Raw genomic sequence first — 19,415 nt, 5'->3', positions numbered from 1 at the left:
TTATTTTCCGGTTAAAGCCGATTTCACCTTGACACCGGGCAGACGGCCCAATTTTCCTGTTAGCGCTCCTACGGAATCGGTATCTCCATCAATGATTAAAGCGATCACAGAAACATCCCGGTCCCGGTATGGGATGCCCATCCGTCCCACAATAATGGAGCCGAACTCACTAAGCAAAGCATTTACTTTTTCCGCCACAACTTCCCTGTTTTCAATGACGATCCCGATCACACCTAATCTGGTTTCCACTTTATCCCCCCTCATCAATAAAAAAACTGCTTTCGCCGGCAAAGGAGGAAAGCAGAAAGAAACCAAGACCTCTGTTCCATCCCCTTGCTTTCAGACTCCCCTCGGCGCAGGGTATTTATTCCAACTACATTATACCAATAATATTTCTCTCTTAAAAGAATTATTTGGCTGCACCAGGATCACGAATTAAATCCTTCACTACCTCCCCCGCCACGATTAATCCCGCTACGGAGGGGACAAAAGAGATACTTCCGGGAATCTGACGCCGGACGGTACAATGGCGGGTACTGCCCTTGGGACAAATACAATTTGTACTGCAGCTGGAATCCTCCGTTTCTACCGGTGTGATCGGCGCTTCCTTGGAGTACACCACTTTCAGGGAGCTGATCCCACGTTTTCTTAATTCCTTTCTCATCACTTTGGCCAGGGGGCAAACGGAGGTACTGTAAATATCCGCCACCTCAAATTGAGTAGGATCCAGCTTGTTGCCGGCTCCCATACAGCTGATCACAGGAATTCCCATCTCAATAGATTTTACGATGAGATCAATTTTAGCCGTCACGGTATCTATGGCGTCAACAACATAATCATAATCCGCCTTCAGCAATTCCTCCGCGCAGTCCGGGAGATAAAACCTTTGGTGGGTAACAACCTCGGCTTTCGGGTTAATATCCAAAATCCTTTCCCGCATCACGTCAACTTTTGGCCTGCCCACGCTTTTCCTGGTGGCATGGAGCTGCCTGTTGATATTCGTCAGACAAATACAATCATCATCGACCAGGACAAATCTACCTACCCCGGCCCGGACCAAACCTTCCACAGCATAAGTGCCCACGCCTCCAATGCCGAAAATAGCTACTTTGCTGTGCTTTAATTTTTGCACGGCTTCCTTTCCGATCAGCAGTTCTGTTCTTGAAAATTCGTACAGCATAAAAGACCTCTTTTTGATTGGTATTTTTATATTTTAATGCTTCAAACCGGAATAAACAAGCCCGCTTTGCCTAAAAGCATTTATTTGGTAAAGAAAACACAGCATGAAATAGGGTTAAAAACTCATACTAATTTTGGAGGTGATGAAAATGGACGCTAAAAACCCGGCGCATCCGGTTGCCGATGCCGAAGGGCCCTCAGAAGTACCCAAAGCAAATTTAGATAAAAAAAATAAAGATAAAAACTTTTACGGTCCGGATAATCGGCGGTTAGCCATGGTTTATGAAGAATTCGGCAAAGAATTTCCCACCGGAATCCCAAAATAGGCACCAGGGAAAGAAAAAACTGGCACCTTCTATGATTGCCAGTTTTTTACTATTTTATTTATGCAAGACGGGAGACAGCCGTTTATAGACCACCAGAACAATGACGGAAACGATAAAGCCTTTGATGATATTAAAAGGAATAATTCCATACGCAATCAAGGTTTTTAGATCTACGATCAGATGATTGGCCTGTTTACCCAAAGATATTACGGCATCCGTAGAAAAACCCAATACCCTGGCGTACAAGGGCAATAAAACAAAGTAATTAAAGACTGAGGCCACGGCAGCCATAATGACCACACCGACCACCAAAGCCAAAAAGGCACCTTTTTTGCTTTTATTCCATTTATAGATCAGACCGGCCGGAATCACCAGGGCAATACCTACCACAAAATTGGCCAATTCACCGATCCCGGCAGTTTGGGATTTCAGCAAATGTAAAATATTTTTGATCAGCTCTACCAGCACCCCGGCGCCCGGCCCCAGGGAAAAAGCCGTTAAAAGGGCAGGAATTTCGCTTAAATCAATTTGCATAAAGGGGGGCATAAAAGGGAGCGGGAATTCAATTAACATGATCAAAAAAGACAAAGCCGCCATAATCGAAATCTTTACCACATTTTTTACATCAAATCTCACGTGAATCTTGCCTCCTAAAAATAAGAATTTTCCTGGAATATGAAAACTCCAGGAAAATTATCAAACACATAAAAAAACAACCTTCTTCCATCCAGACTTTACTGTCGGCCCCGGAATCTCACCGGATCAGCTTGCGCACGCGGGCTATCGGAAAACCGAATTACCGCCGGTCGGGAATCTCACCCTGCCCTGAAGATCTCATATTCTTGATGAACTTTAAATTTATTTTACCAGACCCCCCAAAAGAATACAATAAGAAAAAGCCGTGATGGAACATCCAAAAAGAACAAATTCCCGGCGCACAAGGGATAATCCAGAATTTTTGAAACAAAAAAGTGGCCCGCGCACCAGAGGTGGCGGGTCAAAATTGGGGGGTTCTATTTAAAATACCTGTCAAGCAAGCCCTTAAAAGCAGCCCCATGTCTGGCTTCATCTTTGCACATCTCATGAACGGTATCATGAATGGCATCATAGTTCAACTTCTTTGCCATGGTAGCCAGGTCCTTTTTGCCCTGGCAAGCCCCGCATTCCGCTTCTACCCGTAATTGGAGATTCTTTTTCGTGTCCGGCCAGACCACTTCACCCAGTAATTCGGCAAACTTGGCGGCATGTTCCGCTTCCTCAAAAGCAAATCTTTTGTACGCTTCCGCAATTTCCGGGTAGCCTTCTCTGTCCGCCTGGCGGCTCATAGCCAGGTACATTCCCACTTCGGTGCACTCACCCATAAAATTGGCTTTCAGCCCTTCCATGATTTCAGGCTCAACACCTTGGGCAACCCCGATTTTATGTTCGTCTGCCCAGTGCAACTGTCCTTCCCCTTTTTCGGTGAATTTCTCTTTCGGAGCTTTACACTGCGGGCATCTTTCCGGTGCTTCCTCTCCCTCGTAGATATAACCGCATACGGCACAGACAAATTTTTTCAGCATGATCGTCATCCTCCTTATTTTTTACTCTATTTAATTGATCACGGGTCAGTCCATCCCATTGATTAAATCCCGGAAATTAATTTCTCCCAAGTCCTGGATCAAGCGGGACTGTATTTTATCCAGAGCCCGGTGCACATCACAGATGTGGGCCCGGTTCAAGTTGCAGAATCCGGGATCATACAGGCACCTGTTTACGTAAATAGGTCCTTCAATCGCTTCAATCACATCCTTTAAGCTAATCTCTTCCGGCCGCCGGGCAATGGCATAGCCTCCTCCAATCCCCCGGTAGGACTTGACAATTCCTGCCATCGTCAATTTCCTTAAGAGTTTTAAGAGAAACCGGAGAGGAATTCTTTCCTGGTCCGAAATCACCCTGGCTTCTATTCTTTCATCCAGGCCCAGCTTACTCAAATATAGAACTACTCTTAATGCGTAGTCCCCTTCCTGAGTAATTCTCATGTTCCATCCTCGCACTTTCTAAAAGTATACTTTTTTGGTACAGTTTTAGTATATAGAAATCCTTCTTTCTTGTCAAGTTACATTTGGGCAAAAAAACCAAAAATACCTAATCCCATGCCGGAGATTTTTGTTCCCCAATCCTGCGGGCCAGCATGGTGTTCCTTTTGGTGGTTTTATTATTTTTAACCGCCATGGCCAGGGCTTTTTGGGAGCCCACAGCAACAAAAGCCTGCTTTGCCCGGGTCACGCAGGTATACAAGAGATTCCTTTGCAGCATCATAAAATGCTGCGTGGTAAAAGGAGCCACCACAATTTTGTATTCGCTTCCCTGGCTTTTATGTACGGTAATGGCATAGGCCAATACCACTTCGTCCATTTCGGAGAGATCGTATTCGATCTCGTTTTCATCAAAGGAAATCACTATCTTCTTATCCTCAAGATCAATCTGTTTGATCACGCCGATATCCCCGTTGAAGACCCCTTTATCATAATTGTTTTTGATCTGCATCACCTTATCATTTGTTTTAAAGGTGGTGGGCCCGTATTTGGCCACGACCTGGGAGGGGTTCAAAGTTTCCTGCAACAGAGCATTGAGATACCCGGTTCCGGCTTCCCCTCTCTGCATAGGGCAGAGCACCTGGATATCATGAACGGGACTGACGCCGAAATACCCGGGCAATCTTGTGGCGCACAGCTTTCTAATCTGCTCCGGGATCTGTTCCGGGACTTCCTCCTCGACAAAGAAAAAATCTTTGTTTTTTCCCCCTCTCAGCTGGGGAAACTCGCCCCGGTTGATGCGGTGGGCATTCAAAACGATCATGCTGTCCTGAGCCTGCCGGAATATTCTTGTCAAGGATACCACATGTACACATGCCGATTCAATGATGTCGCGTAAGACATTTCCCGCACCCACCGAGGGTAGCTGGTCCGCATCACCGACCAGAATCACCGAAGCCCCGGCAGGCACAGCCTTCATCAAATTATACATGAGGATGAGATCAATCATGGAGGCCTCATCAATAATCAGGACGTCACAGACCAAAGGCTGCTGTTCATTTCTTTTATACCCTTCCGCCGGTGAGTATTCCAGCAGCCGGTGAATAGTTTTGGCCTCCAAACCGGTAACCTCCGTCATCCGTTTGGCCGCTCTGCCCGTGGGGGCAGCCAGCAATACCTTTTTTCCCATGGAGAGAAAGGCTTGAATGATGCCCAAGGTAGTGGTTGTTTTTCCCGTTCCGGGTCCCCCGGTGAGAACCATGAATGGGGCCATTAAAGCGGTCTTAATGGCGGCTTCCTGGATTTCGTCATAGACGATGCCGCAATCCTTTTGCACTTTGGCCATAATTTTCCCATAGTCCTTTTGTTCCTGGACAGTATTCAACCGGCTGACCAATTTTGCCACCCCCACTTCGCTAAAATAAAAGGGAGGCAGGTAGATGGCATCCTCAAAGTCAAGGATTAACGCCTTCGCGGCCAGCATTTGTTCCACGGCCTCTTGAATATTTTCTTCAGACTGTTCCAATATCTTGACCGACTCTTCCACCAGTTGCTCTCGCGTCGCATAGCAGTGCCCCTCATTGGAGAGTTCATTTAAAACATAGATGATCCCCGCCCGGCATCTCTCATAAGAATCTTTATCAAAGCCCATTTTTTGGGCAATTTTATCTGCCGTTCGAAAACCAATGCCCCAAATCTCATCTGCCAGCCGGTAGGGATTCTGCTTCACGACTTCAATGCTTTTATTGCCATATGCTTTATAGATTTTGACGGCAAAAGAAGTGGACACGCCGTGGCTTTGGAGGAACAGCATCACATTCTTGATTTCCTTTTGTTCCTCCCAGGCCCGTTTAATCATACCCACTCTTTTCGGGCCGATGCCCTCCACTTCGATTAACCGGTCCGGCTCTTCTTCGATCACTTGAATCGTTAATTCTCTAAACTGACACACAATCCTTTTGGCATTGACAGGCCCGATTCCTTTGATCAGCCCGCTGCCCAGGTACTTTTCTATCCCCGCCACTGTGGCCGGCACCGTCTCCCGGTAATCTTGCACCACAAACTGTTTGCCGTACTTACCGTCTATTCTCCATTCGCCTTTCAGGTATACGACTGCCCCCACATTCACGGCGGCCAAGTTTCCCACTACCGTCACCAAGTCATGAAATCCCCTAGACTTGATTTTGATCACGCAAAAGCCGTTTTCCTCATTGGCAAAGGTAATTCTCTCTACCATTCCTGCCAGAGTCTCCATAACAACCTGCCTCAACTATTTTTTCTGAGCTGCTTCAAATTCTGCCCGAGCTCAAGGGATCACTTTTAGATGCTGCCTCACCCAATCTTGGGAGAAGGCGTTAAAATGCCACCATTCGCTGGAAATGCCGATAAAGCCGGCTTTTGTCATGGCGGACCTGAGCAATTGCCGATTGGCCACCTGCTGTCTGGTCAGCTTTCCCTGGGTTAAATAATGCTGCTCACGCTTCGGTTCGGCCAGCCAGCCAAAATAATCCATCGGTGTGCCCATATCTAATGGCACGCCTTTCTCATCAACAATGGTAATGTCAACGGCTGCTCCGTAATTATGGATGGATCCTCTCTCCGGATCACCGATATAGATCTGCTTGTCCGTCCCTTTGACGATTTCCCACATTTTATATTGGACACTTAAGGGTCGGGCCGCATCATATACGAGCAGACTGTATCCCGGCTTTTGCTTCCTGAGTTCTTTCTGTGCCTGTGCCAGCTTCAGGGCTGCTTCTCGCACGAGATATCCTCTTTCCAAAGAGCCGTAAACATCTTTTTTTAAAAAATTGTCTGTGGACGAGTATTTTAGCTCTACCTGAATGCTGGGATCTATTTTTTGAATATCAACCAATCCTGCCTTTTTCAACTTCTCTTCCAGTTCACATAGAGATTTTGCGGCAAAATTCTCAGGTTTTTGCTCTGGCTGAATACCAGTTGCCTCTATGATGGAATAAAGATAAACCAGCGGCACGATCAATACGAAGGTGAGTATTAATGAGTAGGTATTTCGCATTCGTTTCTCATCTCACAGACTAATTTGCCAACTTACAATTCCCAAACAGCGCAGCTCTAAACACAAATAGGAGAATAAGTTTAGACTTATTCCCCCCTATTCTACCATCCTATTCCAAATTCCTGCCTCAGAGCCTAAATCCTTTTTGGTTCATCTAAAATCGTGCTTTTCACACCCCATCCGTCTTTTTTCCTCCGCACAAGAGCCTGATAATCTTCAGGCGTGTTCAGGTTATAAAAAAGTTCTTCCGTCTTTCCAAAGATACGCAATTCCGCCTCCTTAATCTTTAAAACCTTGACATCCTGATAAAATTGGGATACCTGTCTGATATCCGCCCGTAAGCACTTTTCAATAGCGGCCAGGCAATCCCGGGCATACACGGCACAAAGAGGCTCCCAATAACCATGTATTTCCGGGACCACCACATCATAACCTTTTCTACGCTCGAGCAGGTAAGAGGCTAATCGGGCATGAAACATGGGCAGATCAGAGGATACCACAAAAGCATAATCATTTTTCGCTGCTGTCAATCCTGCATGCATCCCCCCCAGAGGCCCCATATCAGGAAAGATATCCCGCACTTCAACCAGACCGGATATATTGTATTTAGATAAATCATTGCTGGCAATAATGATTTCATCTGTGACAGATTGAAGTTCTTTCACCGTATGTTCAATCAAGGTCTCATTGTTAAAGGACATGAATGTTTTATCTTGTCCCATTCTCAGACTTTTGCCGCCCGCAAGAATTATTCCGCTGATTCCCACCTATATTTCCCCTTTGCATTAATAAGATGAAAAAACACTAGATGAGCTAATCTCTTGATAGGCTTCAATAAAAGTTTCCATAATATTCCCGACAATGAGGACGGAAACTTCCTGCCCCGCGCTCAGGGGGCCGCTCCCTGCAGGCACATCAATCAAAGCATTACAATGAACCATGGATTTTAAGATGCCGTTGCCCTGTTCTCCTGTGAGTTTCGCGTAATGAAGCCCATCTATCACCTGTAATTTTCCCCTGAGAAATCTCCTTTGGGGGCTAGGTTTAGAAAAATTATCCATCAAAACTGCGGTAACTTTAGGAGGCATTTGCTTATGGAGGCCCATCATTTTTTTAATCACAGGTACCGCAATTAAATCAAAAGTGACGAGAGCAGCGGCCGGGTTTCCCGACAAGCCGATGATGATCTTTTTATTCTTTTCCGCCCCTAAGACGGGAGATCCGGGCTTCATAGACACTTTCCAAAAAAGCAGATCTGCCTCTATTTGCCGGAGGGCATCCTGCACCACGTCAAAATCCCCCACCGACACGCCTCCCGTACTAATCAAAATATCCGCTTCTTCCAGACCCTTTAAAATGCGTTCTGAGATCAGATCTTTTTCATCGGGAACAATCCCCATCATTACGGGATCTACGCCCAGTTCACCGCATAAAGCAGCGATACTATAAAGGCTGCTGTTGTATATCTTGCCGGGACTTGGTTCTTTTACCGGGTCAATCAGCTCATCACCGGTGCTGACCAGAGCCACTTTGACCTTTTGATAAACCGAAATCTCGGCCATACCCAAACCAGCGAGCAGGCCAACCAACCCAGGCCTGATTAAGGTACCCTTTGTTGCCACTACTTCTCCCCGTTTCACATCTTCCCCCGCCCGAATAATATTGTTTCCGCTTCTCAAGGGACTGGCCAAATAGATAAAATTACCCCTTCTTTTTACGTCTTCATACTTAATGACCGTATCTGCTCCTTCCGGTATGGGAGTCCCGGTCATGACTTTAATGGCGGTCCCGGGCCTAATCCGATTTTGGGGAACAAATCCTGCCCGGACTTCTTCAATAATTTCCAGGGACACCGGATGAGATAACTCGGCCCGTTCCACATCCTTTGCCTGGAGAGCATATCCGTCGAGAGGAGACTTATCAAATGACGGGAGATTTTCCCGGGCCCTGATATCTCTGCTTAGTATTCTACCCAGGGACTCCATTAACGGCACGGAGGATTCCTCCACCATACTTGCTCTTTGGAGAAGCAACTCTTGTGCCTCTTCCAATGAAATACCCTTTCTCATATTTACATTCATCCCTTTCCCAAGCGTAAAATTGTCTGCATGGCTCTGTAGCGTCAATGGCACATGATCCATTTCTTTCCTTCAACCTGAGTACATTCCTAAGTCCCGGCACAAAAATTCAAATCCCGTACCTTTTACAAGCTTTTCATTTTAACCCGCAAAGGAATGGAGATACCTTTCAATTTCGGAAGCTATTCCTGAAGCATCGTCAATATGGTAGCAGGGTACGCCCATATCCCAGGTGAGATCGCTTGCGATGGCAAGAAGTTCTTCCGGTCGACACAGCAGTTCCCGGTGCGCGGCAGATCGAATAACTTCAATTTTCGGCTTGTTTTCCCTTTTGTATCCTTCCGTGATGATGATATCCACACCGGATATCCGGGAGATCACCTCATCCAGAGAAAGCTCCCTTTCTCTTTTCTCGATTATCGCCACCTTTCCCGGAGAAGAAATGGCCACAATATCCGCCCCGGCCTGGGCATGGCGCCAGGTATCCTTTCCCGGGTGATCAATCTCAAACTGGTGGGCATCGTGTTTAATAATGGCCAGCTTGATTCCCCTGTTTTTTAACTCCCTGATCACTTTTTCCAAAAGAGTGGTCTTTCCTGAATCAGACTTTCCTACAAAGGAGATTACCGGTATTTTTTTCATCCATCATCTATCCTTTCATCCTGGGTGCTTTTATCATCGCAGCGATTATTATTTCCTAAGACCTTTTCCTCTCATCCCGGTTAAAGAATCATCCCCCGGCTTAACCTCCAATCTCGTTCATGTTCCTCTCTATGGGAATGTAATCATTGCTTTGAATGCAGTGTTTGAGTGGTTTACATTTAATGCCGTCCATCAAAAATTTTTCAAGGTATTCTTCCCGGTAGTTCTTGATATCCAGTTCCATATTTGAATGGAGGCACGGTTTCAGTTTCCCGTCAGGGGTAATCCTGATCCGGTTGCAGTAGTGGCAGAAATGGCTGCTCAAAGGGCTAATAATACCTACCTTTCCTTTGCTGTTCGGCAACTTATAAAGGCGGGCCACACCCCCATGTCCTTTAAAAGGCAGAGGAATCAGACGCGGAACTCTATTCATGATCTCCGTGCCGGAGAGAAAATGCTTCTTGTCCCAATTAGCGGCTTCTCCCAGCGGCATTAGTTCGATGAAACGCACTTCAACATCATCTTCTAAGGTCATGTACACAAAATCTTCAATTTCTTCGTCATTGAATCCTCCGATCAAAACAACATTTAGTTTTGGCAAAAGTCCTGCTTCTTTAGCTGCCTTGATGCCGTCTAACACATCCTGAACATTGCCGCCCCGGGTGATGGTTTGGAATTTTGCTTGATCCAGACTGTCGATACTCACATTTACTCGGGTTAGGCCCGCTTTTCTTAACTGCAATGCATACTCTTTAAGTAAAATACCATTGGTCGTCAACCCCAGATCTTTTAGCCCTTTCGTTTTAAGCTGGGCAATTCGATTAACCAAATCAATGATACCTTTTCTGATCAGGGGCTCACCACCGGTAAGCCTGATTTTATTAATACCCAGTTTTACTGCTGCTTGGGCAACTTTCTCAATGGTCTCCAAGCGAAGAATTTCATGGTGATTTTTTTTATTTACTCCCTTTTCCGGCATACAGTAGCGGCACTTTAAATTGCATAAATCTGTCACCGAGATCCTCAAATAATCAATGTCCCTGCCATAACTATCAATCATATCCTCATCTCCTTATGATGGGAATAGCAGCCTGCACAATTAGAAAACTTGGCTTGCACCAATCCTCTGGCGACGGCGGAAGCCTTAGTTTCACTGATACTTTCAGCCTTTAGAGTCTTATAATTTTTGAAAGCATAAAAAAAGCCTGCACGGACATGCAGGCAATTTCTCTGGTCGGCTTAACAGCCAATCCATTCTTTGTGCACCTCCTTCGCAAATAGCAAGCAACAGAATTTCTTCTGTTACTCCGTGGGCCTCAACCCAGACCTTAAAGCCATAGTCTCCGCTTTAGGCTTATAAGGCTCGGAGAAATATTAAATTTGGATTGCACTCACTATATATAGCAAATTATATGCCAAAATGACAGAAAGGAAAAGTATTGGGACATCAATGGTTTCTTGCCTGGCATTCTCAAAAAGAGTGAAATATCTTTATCAAAATTAGTACGCTAGTTTCATTTTGAAAATTTTATGCGCAGATGTCAAGCTGCTTTTTCATTTTGATGAATAAGACGGCTTTGTATTATTTTGCACAAATAATTTTTCAAAGCTAACTCTTGCAGATGCAAAATAGGAAATGGCTTTACTGTAATGCCTATAAATAAAGAGAAAAATACAAAAGAAGATTGGTACGGCTTTTGCTATTACATGATATACGTTTGCCCTTCTTTGCTGACTCTAACTTTACTTTTCTTGCTTCCGGCTTCTTGTATCTTGATGCTTGGATGTGGTGTCTCCCCTAACCTTATTAAAGGAGGTGAAAACAGGGAAGATTTTATTTTCATCTTTAAAAACTGAACCTAGAAAGACATCTTGACATGACAAAAAGCGAATGTCAACAAGAAGTAAAAGAAAAAGAACAATGGTTCTTGAAAGGGTCGGTGATAATTGTGAGTTGGAAATATGAAAAAGACGGTTATACCGTAGTCAAAACCTGTGCCTGGTCCCCCCCGGGAGATCATCCGGTGGGATGCGGTTTAAGACTGTATGTGAAGGACGGAAAACTGGTTAAGGTGGAAGGAGATCCGGCTCATCCCATAACCAATGGCCGCTTGTGTCCCCGTTGTCTGGCCTTGACAGAATATATTTATCATCCTCAAAGAATTATCTACCCCATGAAGCGTGATAAAGCGGATCGCGGTAAAGATAAATGGACGCGGATCACCTGGGATGAAGCATATGACATGATTGAGAAGAACGTTACAGAAATCAAAGCAAAATACGGTCCTGAATCCATCTTCTCCGTGATCGGCACAGGGAGAGATATGTGGCATACTGTTCCCTTCGTTACCTTTGGCGCTTTGGGCAGCCCGAACTTCAGTTACATCCATAGCGGCTGGTCTTGCTACGGTCCTCGCTGCTCCATTACCGTTTATACCATGGGTGCCGGTTATCCTGAAATCGACTATGCCGCCCAATTCCAGGAAGATCGTTTCGATAATCCGGAATACAAGCTGCCTGAATGTCTGATCGTTTGGGGTAAAGAACCCCTGAAATCAAATGCGGACGGCCTCTTTGGCCATGCCATTGTCGACATGATGAAAAGAGGAACTAAGCTGATCGTGGTAGATCCCAGACTGACCTGGCTGGCAAACCGGGCGGAATACTGGCTCCAGTTAAGACCGGGTACCGACGCTGCCCTGGCTCTGGGCATGCTTAATGTGATCATTAATGAAGATCTCTATGATCACGAGTTCGCCACCAAGTGGTGCCATGGATTCGAAGATTTGAAGAAACGGGTCCAGGAGTACCCGCCGGAAAAAGTTGCCGAAATAACCTGGGTGCCCAAAGAAAAAATCATTGCCGCCGCGAGATTTTATGCAAACGCAAAACCCGCTTCCATTAGCTGGGGTCTGGCCACAGATCAAAAGCCAAATGGTGTCCAGCATGCCCACGCTTTATGTGCTTTAATGGCGATCTGCGGCAATATCGATGTCCCCGGAGGTGTGCTTTTGGGCGCGCCCTCTTTTGCCGCCCCCATGTGGTGGGGATGGGATTCCCTCCCGCCGGAGCTTCAGGAGAAAAGGCTGGGAGCAAAAGAATACCCTGCCGTATCTACAGCCATTTCCACCGTTCAGCCTGATCTGCCCCTCGACGCTATGGAGACAGGCAAACCCTATCCCCTGAAAATGTCCTGGGTTATGAGCAGCAATCCCATCGCCTGTCCCACGGCTGCTCCGCAAAGATGGGATAAAGCGTTTAAAAATCTAGACTTTAACGTGGTCTGTGACCTCTTCATGACTCCCTCGGCAGCCTCCTTTGGCGATCTCTTTCTGCCGGTTGCCGCCTTCCCCGAAAAAGATGGGATTGTTGCCACCCATTACGGCTCCATCACCATGTTCCTTGGCGCCATCAATAAAGCGATTCAGGTCGGCGAATGCAAATCCGATGACGAAATCCTGCTTGAACTGGGCAAACGGCTGAATCCATCGGTGTTCCCATGGAATAACATCGAAGAATTCCTGGACTGGGAGCTTGATCAATATATCCCGGGGATGAAATTTGCCGAACTGAGGGAAAAAGGCTGGGCACTTCCCCCCTGGCAATATAAAAAATATGAAAAAGGCACCCAGACCTTTGACCAAAAGCCCGGTTTTATCACACCCACCGGGAAGCTGGAGCTTTCCTCCACCCTCTTTGAACAATGGGGTGAAGACCCGCTGCCTTACTATGAAGAACCGCCTTACAGCCCCTACAGTACACCAGAACTTGCCAAAGAATATCCTTTCATCCTTACAACCGGAGCAAGATCATGGGTTTACTTCCATTCCGAGCAAAGAATGGTGAAATCTCTGCGTGAAATTCACCCGGATCCCATCACAGAAATTCATCCTGATGCTGCAGAAAGACTCGGGATTAAGAATGGCGACTGGGTTTATATTGAAAATATGTTCGGCAAAGCCAAACAGAAGGCAAAACTTACGCTCGGTATTGACCCCAGGGTTGTTCATTCAGAACATGCATGGTGGTTCCCGGAAAAGAAAGCGGAAGGCCCAAATCCGTCAGGAGTTTATGATGCAAACATCAACAACCTGGTACCGCATAAGCATATTGGGAAACTCGGTTTCGGCGCCCCATACAAATGCATGATCTGCAAGGTTTATAAAGCAGAGGCTTAATAAATAACAAATTTTTATTGATGCAAAAAGAAAAATAATTGAATGGGGTGAAATAAATGTCGAAAAACGGTTTGATGATTGACTATGAATATTGCACAGGGTGTCACAGCTGCGAGGTTGCCTGCAAAAACAGGCTCAGACTGCCCGTGGGCAAATACGGCATCAAGGTTAGTGAGATTGGTCCCTTCTTATTGGAGGCACCCGATAAGTTCGAATGGAACTTTATCCCGGTCCCCACTTCGCTGTGCGATATGTGCGGGGACCTGGTTGCCAAGGGCGAAAAACCGGCCTGCGTCCATCACTGTCTAGGGGCATGCATGGATTATGGCCCGGCGGAAGAACTGGCAGAAAAAATGGCCGCCAAGGGCAAGAAAGTAATGATGTATATTCCCTAGGATCAAGAATAGCCTCTTGGCCCTCTCGGTTCCGGGGGGGCCAACGCTATAATCAAAATCGAATATGGGGACATTCCTCGGTACAAGAAGCAAGAGGTAAGAGGCAAGAAACAAGATGTTTACCCTTCGTCCTCTAGCTTCCCATTCTTGCTTCTGGCTTCTTGCATCTTGCCTCTTGGATGAGGTGTGTCCCCTAACATAATTGGGGACATTCCTCAGCAGGAGAGGAATGCCTGATATCGAGGTGTGTCCCCTAACCAATAAAGGAGGCAAAAACAATGTGCTTTAGACCATCATCCGTGGCGAAAAAAGAAAAGTGCCCCAGCTGTGGAAAAGAATTTACCCTCATGGGAGGTGCCATTGTACAAAAGAAATGCCCTCATTGCGGCACAGAAATCGCCGTTAAAGCAGATAAAAATCCTGTTTCGGATCAACCAAAGGAGTGACCATGTATGCCTCTGGATTTAGAGGACTTATGGAACCAGCTTGACCAGAGCGACAGCCAGATCATCAATATTCTAAATCTGGTACAAGAAAAACTAGGCTATATACCCCAGTCATTCCTGCAAGAGCTAGCCCACCGGTCAGGCATATCCGAATCCCAATTATGCGGTTTGGTCAGCTTTTTTAAGTCTTTCCGGACACAGCCAACGGGAAAGCACCGGATCTCGGTCTGTTACGGTACGGCCTGTTATGCCCGGGGGGCCCCGTTAATCCATGACCGTTTGATTGGAGAACTCAAATTGGATGAAAGCGATACCTCGGCCGACGGTTTTGCTACCGTGGAACAAGTATATTGCATCGGTGCCTGCAGCCGTGCTCCGCTCCTCGTTGTTGATCATGAAATAAAAGGAAAATTAAAGTCCTATCAGGTACCCTTAATACTTCAGGAACTGAGGGACCAAGATGAACCTGAAAAATGAAGTGAACACAGGTCCCTCAAAAGCACGCCAGATGCGTTTGGAACTGGCGGAAAAAGGCAGGCGCACCCTGTGCCCGGATGTCTCTAGAATCAGCATTGGCATGGCGACATGCGGTCAGATTGCCGGTGCTACTACGATACAGCGCATACTAACGTCACGTCAGGATTGGGATGGCATTGCCAATATTGCTAGCGTTGGCTGTCTGGGGTCCTGCTATGCCGAACCTCTGGCTGACGTGCGGACAAAGGACGGGACTCACTATTTCTATGGGAAGCTGGATAAAAAGGTAATCTGGCATCTGATCAGAGCCGCCCAGGGCAAACCCCCGAATGAGTATTTATGGGCTGTGGCGCGGGAACGGGAAAGGGGAACACTGAAAGGGGTACAGGATTTAGAATTTATCAAGCTTAACAATTCCGGTTTTGGGGAATTTTTTCGGCCTCAGGTCAGGCGGGTAAGTGCCCGCTGCGGGTTGATCGACCCGGAGAATCTTGCAGAATATGCTGCCATGGATGGCTATTTGGCATTGGAAAGAGCACTCTTTAACCTGCAGCCTGAGGATCTTATCAATTTGATCATCAATGCCGGCTTGCGGGGACGTGGCGGAGCCGGTTTTTGCACCGGACAAAAGCTCCTGATTGCTTCCAGGAGCTCTGATCCGGTACGTATCATGATTGCCAATGGGGATGAGGGGGACCCGGGTGCCTATATGGATCGGGCTCTTCTGGAAAGTGACCCGCACAGCATTCTGGAAGGTTTGATCTTGGCCTGTTATGCCATCCGTGCCTCTCAGGCTTATATTTTTATGCGCCATGAATATCCCCTGGCAGTAAAAATAGTAAAGAAGGCAATTTCCGATGCCGTGGAAGCAGGAATTTTTGGGGAAAACATGATGGGATCCGGCTTCAGTCTCAAGATCCAGGTGGTGGAAAGTGCAGGGTCCTTTGTCTGCGGCGAGGAAACCTCCATGCTGCAGGTCATGCAAAACAAACGGGGAGAACCGTATCCCCGTCCCCCTTACCCTTCCCTGCACGGATTGTATCATCATCCAACCGTCATTAATAATGTGGAAACCCTGGCCAATATCCCCTGGATTGTGTTAAATGGTGCGGCAGGCTTCAGGGAATTTGGCACGGAAAAAAGTCCGGGAACAAAGATATTTTGTCTCGCCGGTGATGTCCGGCGCATGGGATTTATTGAGGTCCCTTTAGGTATCAGTACGCAGACAATTGTAGAAAAAATCGGCGGTATCCCGGAAAAGTCTGTGAAAGCCCTACAGATTGGCGGACCTTCCGGCGGCATTATCTCCTATCGAAATTTTGCCCTTGACTACGAAACTGTTGCGGAAACTGGTGCCATGATGGGTTCCGGCGGATTGGTAATTCTGGGAAAAAACAGGTGCATGGTAGACCTGGCAAGACATCTTGTCAACTTTATGGCCGGAGAATCCTGCGGTAAATGCACCATCTGCCGAGAAGGGCTTGGGGAACTGGAGGAAAAATTACTGTCCCTCACCGTCGGTCAGGCTCAGAAAGATGTTCTGAGCGAAATCGAAGACCTGGGCAGAGCTATTGCAGAAGTCTCTCTATGCGGCCTGGGACAGACCGCGGCCAAACCAATTCTCACCTCATTAAAAGATTTTCGCAGCGAATATGAAGCCCATATCAAGGGCAGGTGCCCCGCCGTAAATTGTAAGCCTTTAATCGATTTCGAGATTATTCTGCCCTGCAGAATGTGTCAGGCTTGTTATATTGTTTGTCCCAGCGGCGCAGTTACCCAACGGGCCGGCAAAGAACGCCTGATCGTAGACCGGAAATTATGCGTTAAATGCTGGGCTTGTTATGAAACCTGTCCCTTTAACTTTATCAGAATCACTTCGGAGGAGTACATATGGGATCATTCGTAGAAATTACCGTTGATGGGAAAAGGATCACCGTTCCCAGTCAGGATTGCTTGCTTAAAGCCCTGCGCAACCAGGGCGTATCCATCCCCTCTTTATGCTTTCACCCGGCTTTGGAGAGTACCGGCAGCTGCGGACTTTGCATCATTGAAGCATCGACCGGCACTGCCTGGCAAACTAAGCAGGCTTGCCTCCTGCAGGCTGAAACCGGACTGCAAATCCGCACAAATTCCGATCAAATAAAAAAACTGCGGGCTGTCTCAGCCCGCCTTCTCTTAAAACGAGGTCCCTTCCCCACTGGGGAAATTGAGCATAGGTTATTAGCCCTGATCCGGGAGGGATACGAAAATACATGGAATGCCATACCGGATCAGCGATGTACCTTAATGGCCGGTTGTATCCTTTGCGGTCTTTGTGTCAGGATTTGCACAAAAATCGGCAGAAAACGATTGACCTTTCTGGGCAGGGGAAAAACCCTGCGCATCGGTTTTGTTCAAGAAAAAAGCGAAAACATGAACAACACTTGCGGCGTATGCAAAGCCTGCCGGTCTGTTTGCCCGACAGGTTATCTTGACCGAGATGCGCGAGACGTTTTTACCGCCAAATTATACAAATAAGTGACGCGGATAATCTGATTAAACATCCATCAGCTTATATTCCCTGATTTTCCTGTACAGCGTGGACTTGCTCAATCCCAATATTTCAGCGGTTTCCCGAATATTGTTGCCGGTATTTTGTAATGCCTGTTTGATTGAAATAATCTCTATCTCTTTTATTTGAAGATTCATCTTCGAATTTGGCATGATTGGTTTTGTTTCGTAGCTTTTTTTCTGGAATATATCGGCAGAGTGTAAGTGAATATCATCCGGCAAGTCTTCCGGCCAAATAACTCCCCCTTTACACAGATGAACGGCATACAACATGGCATTTTCCAATTGTCTGACATTTCCCGGCCAGAGATACTGCAAGATGAGCAGTTTTACCGGATCGCTTAAAACGGGTTCCTTTATTTTTAACCGTTGGGCGGCTGAATGGATAAAGTGCTGGGCTAATTGAATAATATCTTCGTTTCGTTCTCTCAAGGGCGGAATGTTGATTCTAAAAACAGACAAACGATAGTATAGATCCTGACGGAATAATGATTTGTTCACCAAATCCAAAAGATTTTGATTGGTTGCAGTAATTAATCTGAAATCTACCGGGATATACTGGTTGCTGCCCAGCCGCATTACTTTCTTCTCTTCGAGAACACGCAAAAGAACCGGCTGAACTTCCAAAGGCATATCGCCAATTTCATCCAAAAACAGGGTACCGCCATTGGCCAATTCTATCTTTCCCCGCTTACCGCCTCTCTCCGCGCCGGTAAAAGCACCGCCCTCATAACCAAAAAGCTCGCTTTCGATCAAACTTCTGGGAATAGCTGCACAATTCACGGCGACAAAGGGCCCCGCGGAACGGCTGCTATTATGAATGGCCTGAGCGAAAATATCTTTACCGGTACCGCTTTCACCCTGGATCAGAATGTTGACATCTGAATTAGCCATGTGCTTCGCCTGCACTAAACTTTTTTTCATCACATCGCAGCTAGCGATAATCTCTTTAAAGGTATATTGGGCATCCTTTCCTTTTGCAGGCTGGATCAGTCTTTGAGCCCGGTTAGATATTTTAAACCTGAGGATGCAGCCATAAATATTTTCCAGGCTGTCCTTAATCGGATAGATGGAACATTGATAGACTTTGGGCACGCTATCTTTGATAATTTGCATTTCGGCATCATCAATAGGCCTGCCTGAGTGCAAAACGTTCCTGATCAGGGGTTGATCCCCCAGAACAGCTTCCATTGGCTTCCCCTTTAATTTGGGTAAATCAAATAGTTTTTGGGCTTTAACATTGGCTTCGGTGATTACACTGCTATTATTAACCGTAATCAAACCATGGTCCTCAAATTCCAAGATTGAGTTGAGAAGTTCGTTATGCGAGGTCAACTGAAATTGATCCTGAATCACCCAGGCCATAGATAAAACCAAGCCCAGGGTATGTACATTCTGACGGTAGTCCTCATCGCTGACAATCGTCAGCGTACCTGCCAGATTGCCTAAGGAATCAAAAACCGGAGCAGATGAACCGGTAGTCCGGTACAACGACTGACAATAATGTTCTGGGCCCCACATCTGGTATGGTACTTTATACAGGATGCTTAAAGCATGGGAACAAGTGCCAATTGTTTCTTCATTGACCACGCAGCCGGTTCCAATATGGTAATATTCGCTAATCGCGTCATTTCGAAAAATCAAATGTAAAACTACACCCTGCTCATCGGTGAGCATGGCATAACAGCTGGTGCAGGTTAAAATGCTGTCCAGTTGACTCAAATATGGCTCTGCTGCTTTAATTAGATTTTGTTTCTTCATAACGAATTTGTTAAATTCGCTTTTCCCCAGCATGGGATATTGGAGCTGGTATTGATTAACCCCATAATTTCTTGAACGCACCCACGATTCGGCAACCTCGGGACGAATGCATTCGGAAAGACAGGTAATGGAGCCTTTATCAATAATATCAAGTTTAATCTGGTTGATTTGATCAAACAACCCCATCGCCTGTTTAGTATTGTTTTGCGTAGCTCTTTCTCTGCTAATAATCGCGGGGCTTATTACTTGGGTTAACGGTTGCATGGTGACAAATCACCTCACAAAATAGTTTTCAGCCCACTATTCAGACAAATCACAATGTTACAAC

The 19,415-nt window shown here is 46.4% G+C and carries 19 protein-coding genes and 2 riboswitches; of the genes, 7 read left to right on the top strand and 12 right to left on the bottom strand.

Translation table 11 applies throughout. The features are described 5' to 3' along the window. Together DCMF_RS01610 and DCMF_RS01605 are read right to left on the bottom strand one after the other, a co-directional pair. Nucleotides 1-249: a TM1266 family iron-only hydrogenase system putative regulator gene (locus DCMF_RS01610; protein WP_148132813.1), complete on the bottom strand. Its 249-nt coding sequence runs from the start codon at nt 247-249 to the stop codon at nt 1-3. Between the two features lie 160 nt (nt 250-409). Continuing rightward, on the bottom strand, nt 410-1,180 hold the full coding sequence (locus DCMF_RS01605) for a tRNA threonylcarbamoyladenosine dehydratase (RefSeq protein ID WP_148132812.1): 771 nt from the start codon (nt 1,178-1,180) through the stop codon (nt 410-412). A 148-nt stretch (nt 1,181-1,328) separates the two neighbouring features. Here DCMF_RS01605 and DCMF_RS29025 point away from each other — a divergent pair, with 148 nt between their 5' ends. Beyond that, nucleotides 1,329-1,505: a hypothetical protein gene (locus tag DCMF_RS29025; RefSeq protein WP_214659021.1), complete on the top strand. Its 177-nt coding sequence runs from the start codon at nt 1,329-1,331 to the stop codon at nt 1,503-1,505. Between the two features lie 54 nt (nt 1,506-1,559). On the opposite strand, the gene DCMF_RS01600 is transcribed toward DCMF_RS29025, so the two are convergent. From DCMF_RS01600 to moaA, 9 genes are all read right to left on the bottom strand, one after another. Continuing rightward, nucleotides 1,560-2,141, bottom strand: coding sequence for an ECF transporter S component (locus DCMF_RS01600; RefSeq protein WP_257790941.1), 582 nt, complete (start codon nt 2,139-2,141; stop codon nt 1,560-1,562). A 75-nt stretch (nt 2,142-2,216) separates the two neighbouring features. Further along, nucleotides 2,217-2,342, bottom strand: a riboswitch (FMN riboswitch). A 176-nt stretch (nt 2,343-2,518) separates the two neighbouring features. Further along, nucleotides 2,519-3,064, bottom strand: a complete 546-nt coding sequence (locus DCMF_RS01595) for an NADH peroxidase (protein WP_148137690.1) — start codon at nt 3,062-3,064, stop codon at nt 2,519-2,521. 48 nt (nt 3,065-3,112) lie between these two features. Further along, a complete protein-coding gene (locus DCMF_RS01590) occupies nt 3,113-3,526 on the bottom strand; it encodes an RrF2 family transcriptional regulator (protein WP_148132811.1) in 414 nt (137 codons plus the stop codon). A gap of 106 nt (nt 3,527-3,632) precedes the next feature. Continuing rightward, on the bottom strand, nt 3,633-5,777 hold the full coding sequence (recD2, locus tag DCMF_RS01585) for an SF1B family DNA helicase RecD2 (RefSeq protein WP_148132810.1): 2,145 nt from the start codon (nt 5,775-5,777) through the stop codon (nt 3,633-3,635). Nucleotides 5,778-5,828: 51 nt separating this feature from the next. After that, a complete protein-coding gene (locus DCMF_RS01580; RefSeq protein ID WP_148132809.1) occupies nt 5,829-6,560 on the bottom strand; it encodes a M15 family metallopeptidase in 732 nt (243 codons plus the stop codon). A 134-nt stretch (nt 6,561-6,694) separates the two neighbouring features. Further along, entirely contained in the window at nt 6,695-7,327 is a 633-nt protein-coding gene (mobA, locus tag DCMF_RS01575) for a molybdenum cofactor guanylyltransferase (protein WP_148132808.1), read from the bottom strand. Between the two features lie 18 nt (nt 7,328-7,345). Continuing rightward, a complete protein-coding gene (locus DCMF_RS01570; RefSeq protein ID WP_148132807.1) occupies nt 7,346-8,629 on the bottom strand; it encodes a molybdopterin molybdotransferase MoeA in 1,284 nt (427 codons plus the stop codon). Between the two features lie 150 nt (nt 8,630-8,779). Further along, on the bottom strand, nt 8,780-9,280 hold the full coding sequence (gene mobB, locus DCMF_RS01565) for a molybdopterin-guanine dinucleotide biosynthesis protein B (RefSeq protein WP_148132806.1): 501 nt from the start codon (nt 9,278-9,280) through the stop codon (nt 8,780-8,782). A gap of 100 nt (nt 9,281-9,380) precedes the next feature. Next, nucleotides 9,381-10,340, bottom strand: a complete 960-nt coding sequence (moaA, locus tag DCMF_RS01560; RefSeq protein WP_148132805.1) for a GTP 3',8-cyclase MoaA — start codon at nt 10,338-10,340, stop codon at nt 9,381-9,383. A 190-nt stretch (nt 10,341-10,530) separates the two neighbouring features. Further along, a riboswitch (molybdenum cofactor riboswitch) is annotated at nt 10,531-10,661 on the bottom strand. 496 nt (nt 10,662-11,157) lie between these two features. Here moaA and DCMF_RS01555 point away from each other — a divergent pair. The 6 genes from DCMF_RS01555 (at nt 11,158) to DCMF_RS01535 (ending at nt 17,293) form a co-directional block, all read left to right on the top strand. Continuing rightward, nucleotides 11,158-13,458 carry a molybdopterin-dependent oxidoreductase gene (locus DCMF_RS01555; RefSeq protein WP_148132804.1) on the top strand — a complete coding sequence of 767 codons (2,301 nt, stop codon included), beginning with the start codon at nt 11,158-11,160 and terminating at the stop codon, nt 13,456-13,458. Between the two features lie 56 nt (nt 13,459-13,514). After that, entirely contained in the window at nt 13,515-13,853 is a 339-nt protein-coding gene (locus tag DCMF_RS01550; RefSeq protein ID WP_148132803.1) for a 4Fe-4S dicluster domain-containing protein, read from the top strand. A 278-nt stretch (nt 13,854-14,131) separates the two neighbouring features. Next, complete coding sequence (locus tag DCMF_RS29020) at nt 14,132-14,299, top strand: DUF2089 domain-containing protein (RefSeq protein ID WP_214659020.1); 168 nt, start codon at nt 14,132-14,134, stop codon at nt 14,297-14,299. 6 nt (nt 14,300-14,305) lie between these two features. Continuing rightward, nucleotides 14,306-14,776, top strand: a complete 471-nt coding sequence (locus DCMF_RS01545) for an NADH-quinone oxidoreductase subunit NuoE family protein (protein ID WP_148132802.1) — start codon at nt 14,306-14,308, stop codon at nt 14,774-14,776. Next, complete coding sequence (locus DCMF_RS01540; protein ID WP_148132801.1) at nt 14,760-16,682, top strand: NADH-ubiquinone oxidoreductase-F iron-sulfur binding region domain-containing protein; 1,923 nt, start codon at nt 14,760-14,762, stop codon at nt 16,680-16,682. Before DCMF_RS01545 ends, DCMF_RS01540 begins: the two co-directional genes overlap by 17 nt. Beyond that, nucleotides 16,667-17,293 (top strand): 2Fe-2S iron-sulfur cluster-binding protein, encoded by a 627-nt coding sequence (locus tag DCMF_RS01535; protein ID WP_148132800.1) that lies wholly within the window; start codon nt 16,667-16,669, stop codon nt 17,291-17,293. The genes DCMF_RS01540 and DCMF_RS01535 overlap by 16 nt, the downstream gene beginning before the upstream one ends. 18 nt (nt 17,294-17,311) lie before the next feature. Here the strand turns inward: DCMF_RS01535 and DCMF_RS01530 are convergent, their stop codons facing one another. After that, complete coding sequence (locus DCMF_RS01530) at nt 17,312-19,351, bottom strand: sigma-54-dependent Fis family transcriptional regulator (protein ID WP_236860160.1); 2,040 nt, start codon at nt 19,349-19,351, stop codon at nt 17,312-17,314. Between the last annotated feature and the right edge of the window lie 64 nt (nt 19,352-19,415).

The organism is Candidatus Formimonas warabiya (genome assembly GCF_002777255.1).
Taxonomy (GTDB): Bacteria; Bacillota; Dehalobacteriia; order Dehalobacteriales; family Dehalobacteriaceae; genus Formimonas; species Formimonas warabiya.
This window is presented reverse-complemented; position numbering and strand designations above follow the sequence as displayed.